This window comes from Bifidobacterium sp., assembly GCF_051876855.1.
GTDB lineage: Bacteria > Actinomycetota > Actinomycetes > Actinomycetales > Bifidobacteriaceae > Bifidobacterium.
Window position 1 is genome coordinate 1 of sequence record NZ_JBJEIH010000094.1, and the last position, 4,704, is coordinate 4,704.

At 60.2% G+C, this 4,704-nt stretch carries 3 protein-coding genes; 2 read left to right on the plus strand and 1 reads right to left on the minus strand.

The features are described 5' to 3' along the window. Positions 1 to 94: 94 nt before the first annotated feature. On the minus strand, positions 95 to 826 hold the full coding sequence (locus ACI38B_RS06330) for a rhomboid family intramembrane serine protease (RefSeq protein WP_439730012.1): 732 nt from the start codon (positions 824 to 826) through the stop codon (positions 95 to 97). Between the two features lie 160 nt (positions 827 to 986). Between ACI38B_RS06330 and ACI38B_RS06335 the strand changes: the two genes are divergently transcribed. Both ACI38B_RS06335 and ACI38B_RS06340 read left to right on the plus strand, forming a co-directional pair. Next, positions 987 to 1,208 (plus strand): hypothetical protein, encoded by a 222-nt coding sequence (locus tag ACI38B_RS06335; protein ID WP_439730027.1) that lies wholly within the window; start codon positions 987 to 989, stop codon positions 1,206 to 1,208. A gap of 734 nt (positions 1,209 to 1,942) precedes the next feature. Further along, positions 1,943 to 4,408 (plus strand): glycogen/starch/alpha-glucan phosphorylase, encoded by a 2,466-nt coding sequence (locus ACI38B_RS06340; RefSeq protein ID WP_439730013.1) that lies wholly within the window; start codon positions 1,943 to 1,945, stop codon positions 4,406 to 4,408. The last annotated feature ends 296 nt before the right edge of the window (positions 4,409 to 4,704 follow it).

Here is a 4,704-nt window from a genome sequence, read left to right on the forward strand (position 1 = left end):
AATCGCACTGCGGCGAGATACGGCAGCTGCCAGCCGCTGCCAGCCGCTGCCAGCCATCACGCCGGCCGGAATCCGTCAGCCGTCCAGCAACCGTTTACGCGACCCGCCCAATCGGCGGCACGCACAAGATCAACGCAACTACAAGCACAACCGTCACAGCCGAGCCATATATCCACATTCGACGACTGGCGGATTGACCTCGCAGCGTAGGCACCCCGTCCACCAGCAGCCACGTCAGCAGACCGCCGACCACAAAACCGCCGACATGCGCCTGCCATGCGACATTCGGCATGATCACCGGCAGCGCGAAGTTGATGACCATGCACACCAGCATCGATCGAAGATCGGCGCCACTTTTCATAAAGACCACCAGCAGCGCCGCGAACAGACCGAAAATCGCGCCAGATGCCCCGTATGCCGCCATCAGCCAATTCCCAGTCACCCGGCACCACAGGGTGAGTGCGGTGGCGCCGCCCAATCCGCAGATCAAGTAGAACGCCAGATACCGCCAATGGCCGAACATCCGTTCCAATACAGGCCCTACCGACCACAGCGCCATCATGTTGAACGCGACATGCAGAATGGACGGGGAATGCAGAAACATCGAGGTCAGCCAAGTCCACGGATGCTCCACCGCCGCGATGGGCATGAACATCCCCTGTCCCAGCATCGCCGTGAACAAGCTGGGGGACACGTGCTGAAGCAGGACCTCCAGCAGCCACACGATGATGCAGACCACGCAGATCGCCGCGGTGACGACAGGTCCTCCGCCACGCCACTGAGCTGTCACGGACCGACGATCGAGGGTAAAGCTGCCAATTCGCATGGTCCCACTGTAACGCCCACCGGCGCACTGTCGGCTGGAATACGCCCCTGGCGGGTGGACTCTTGCCGCTCTTCCACTCAATCGTCACAATCGAGGCCGTACTATGGTAGCTAGAGTTGACTTGGATGGGCAGGTCACCTGGTACCTGAAAGGAGCCGTCATGGAGCAGAAGTCTTCTAACGGTTGGAAGTTCTTTGCGCTGCTTTTCGGAGCGCTGCTCGCCGCTGTTGCGGGTATGTACATCTACAAGCAGCAGAACCCGGATTACGATCCATGGGAGGAGCCGTGGGAGAACAGCTCCTCGCCGGTTGATTTGGGCCTGAACAAGGACGACGAGGCTGAAGGCGAGGCGGATGACGCCGCCGAGCCCGAGCAGGCCTGATTGGCTGCCGCCCATTCCTTCGGCGCATCCGTCTGGCGCATTCGTCGCCTTCGATATCTTGGCGGATTGACGTATCCAACCTCAACGTCACCGTCATCCATCATGGATTTCGCACGCTTTGAGCGTGCCGCACTGTACAGGGACGTCCCGTTCGGGGCGCCCCTGTTTGCGTTATTGAGGACTGTTTCGGGGACTGTTTCAGGGACTTTCCTTCCGACTTGCTTCCGATGGCTTCGGAAGGTAGACGTATAGGGCGTATAGGAAAAATCGTGGTGCTAATGATGCGACTGAGCCATTGCGGGAGTAGTCATATCGTGGGGTGTTTAATCGTTCGCTAGTAATCTCTGCCTCTCGGGATGACGTGTTATCTGTCGGCGTTGCATATACCGCATGAGGACAAAATCAATAAAGCACTCCGGCAACGGCGCTCTCCGCGGCCTCCCAATGGCGGTCGTATGGTGGGCGTGTCGCTTTTGCAAACGATTGCTTTCATCTTGTCGTCCTGCGCGTGAACCGCACGAGAATGGGCTTCATGCATTGATTAATTCAGTAAAGACAAAGATGGTTCGGCTCCCTGATGCGGGGCGATTGCACGTGGTTGAGGGGGTGATGTTAATATCAACCTCTGAGAACGTATGCAGAAAGGGGCGCACTGCGCTTGTCAGGCCGTGCCAATGCCGAGACTTTCAGGCATAATGGTTCTTGGAATAGGTTCCGTCAAAGGGAGTCAGATAATGACCGAAATCACTGCACCGAAGTCTTCGCTTACTTCCGGTGAGTTCACCGACGAGATTCGCGAGCAGCTCAAGTACACCCAGGGCGTGACGCCGGAGCAGGCGACCGCCGCTGATGTGTATGTGGCCACCGCTGCTGCCGTGCGCCGCCACCTCGTGGATTCCTGGATGAAGACCCAGCACGACATGGTCAACGGCGACACCAAGGCCGTTGGGTACCTGAGCGCTGAGTTCCTCATGGGCAAGCAGCTGGAGAACGCGCTGCTGAACGCCGGCCTGACCGAGCAGTTCGAAGGCGCCATGAAGGAGCTGGGCTTCGACACCAAGGACGTCATCGACGCCGAGTATGAGCCGGGCCTGGGCAACGGCGGTCTTGGCCGCCTCGCCGCCTGCTACATCGATTCTCTCGCCTCCATCGGCGTGCCGGCCTTCGGCTACGGCATCCGCTACCAGTACGGCATCTTCAAGCAGGAGTTCGACGAGAACGGCAAGCAGGTTGAGACCCCTGACTACTGGCTCGTCAACGAGGAGCCGTGGGGCCACGTCGATTACAACCGCGACCAGCGCGTGAACTTTGGCGGCGAAGTCGTCGAGGAGAACGGCAAGCGCGTGTGGAAGCCGGCGTGGGCTGTCCGCGCCGTCCCGTGCGACTACATGGTTCCGGGCTACAAGTCCGGCCGCGTGAACACGCTGCGTCTGTGGACCGCGAAGTCCTACGACGAGTTCGATCTGCTCACCTTCAACAAGAGCGATTACCTCGACGCCGTGATCCCGAAGGTCGAGGCCGAGAACATCTCCAAGATCCTCTACCCGGAGGATTCCACCCCGCAGGGCAAGAAGCTGCGCCTCGAGCAGCAGTACTTCTTCGTCTCCGCGTCCATCCATGACGCGATCCGCGTGTTCTATCCGGGCGAGAAGAACCCTGACCTGACCACGCTGCCGAACAAGATCGTGTTCCAGCTCAACGACACCCACCCGGTGATCGGCATCCCGGAGCTCATGCGCGTCCTGATCGACGAGTACGGCTACGACTGGGATACCGCTTGGTCCATCACCAACAAGACCTTCAACTACACCTGCCACACCCTGCTTCCGGAAGCTCTGGAAGTGTGGCCGGCCTCCCTGATCGGCGAGCTGCTGCCGCGTCACCTTGAGATCATCAAGAAGATCAACGAGCAGTTCATGGCCGAGCTGAAGGGCAAGGGCGTTGCCGACGACCAGATCGAGCGTATGCGCATCTACACCGACGGCAAGGATGCTTCCGTCCGCATGGCGTACCTCGCCACCTACGGCGGCTCCTACGTCAACGGTGTGGCCGAGCTGCACTCCGAGCTGCTCAAGGACGTCACCCTCAAGGACTTCTCCTCCGTGTACCCGGACAAGTTCACCAACGTCACCAACGGCGTCACTCCTCGCCGCTTCATCAAGCTCGCCAACCCGCGCATGTCCGACCTCATCACCGAGGGCCTGGGCACCGACGCGTGGCTGTCCGACCTCGAGCAGCTCAAGGGCCTCATCCCGCTGGCTGACGATCCGGAGTTCGTCAAGAAGTTCGCCGCCGTCAAGCAGGCCAACAAGAACGACTTCGCTGCGTTCGCCAAGCGTAAGTACGGCTTCGACATCGACCCGAACACCATGTTCAACACGATGATCAAGCGTCTGCACGAGTACAAGCGCCAGGCCCTGAAGATCCTCGCGGTCATCGCCACCTACGCCGACATCAAGTCCGGCAAGGTTGATCCGGACACCCTGGTTCCGCGCACCGTGTTCTTCGGCGCGAAGGCCGCCCCGGGCTACTACCTGGCCAAGCAGACCATTCAGCTGATCAACAATGTGGCTCGCGTCATCAACAACGACCCGGCCACCAAGGGCAAGCTGCACGTCTACTTCCCGTGGAACTACAACATCGAGCTGGCTCAGAACCTCATCCCGGCCACCGACCTCGACGAGCAGATCTCGCAGGCCGGCAAGGAAGCTTCCGGCACCGGCAACATGAAGTTCGCTCTCAACGGCGCCCTGACCGTCGGCACGCTCGATGGTGCGAACGTCGAGATCCGTGAGCGCGTCGGCGCTGAGAACTTCTTCCTCTTCGGCATGACCGAGCCGGAAGTCTCCGCCCTGTACGCCAAGGGCTACGACACCAAGGGTCTGTCCCGCGAGTACTATGAGAAGGATCCGCAGCTCAAGCAGGCCATCGACATGGTCGCGGACGGCACCTTCTCCGACGGTGACAAGGACACCTACAAGGACCTCGTCAACGACTGGCTGAACAAGGATTACTTCATGACGCTTGCGGACTTCCGCGCGTACATGGACATCCAGGCCGAGATCGAGGAGACCTACCGCGATCCGATGAAGTGGGCTCGTATGGCTGTGCTCAACGTGGCCAACTCCGGCTACTTCAGCTCCGATCGCTCCATCGAGGACTACCTCGAGCGCATCTGGCACACCGGCGCCCTCAAGTAAGCACCAATGCTGGCCGGTATGGGCGTGAGCGCCTGAACCGGTAGGCCAGCAGACCGGTAGATGCCGGTCGATCCAAAGAGGCGGAAGCTTTGCACTGCATGTGTAATGTGCGGTGCGGCTTCCGCCTTTTGCGTTATCGGCGAATATGCGTGTCCGGGGTGGGCGTGGGGGAGTCTGGATTGCTGGATTGTCGTATTGCTGGATTGGTTTCCGCGCCGTCCTGTATGCCGTGGCGTACGTAAGTCGGCGTTGCGGCTCCTGGGTGGTGCGGGAAGGCTTCTACCCGGCGCATAACG

Excerpts from the sequence above, each read along its gene's own strand:
- ACI38B_RS06330 (WP_439730012.1), bottom strand. The coding sequence starts at position 826 with ATGCGAATTGGCAGCTTTACCCTCGATCGTCGGTCCGTGACAGCTCAG.
- ACI38B_RS06335 (WP_439730027.1), top strand. The coding sequence starts at position 987 with ATGGAGCAGAAGTCTTCTAACGGTTGGAAGTTCTTTGCGCTGCTTTTC.
- ACI38B_RS06340 (WP_439730013.1), top strand. The coding sequence starts at position 1,943 with ATGACCGAAATCACTGCACCGAAGTCTTCGCTTACTTCCGGTGAGTTC.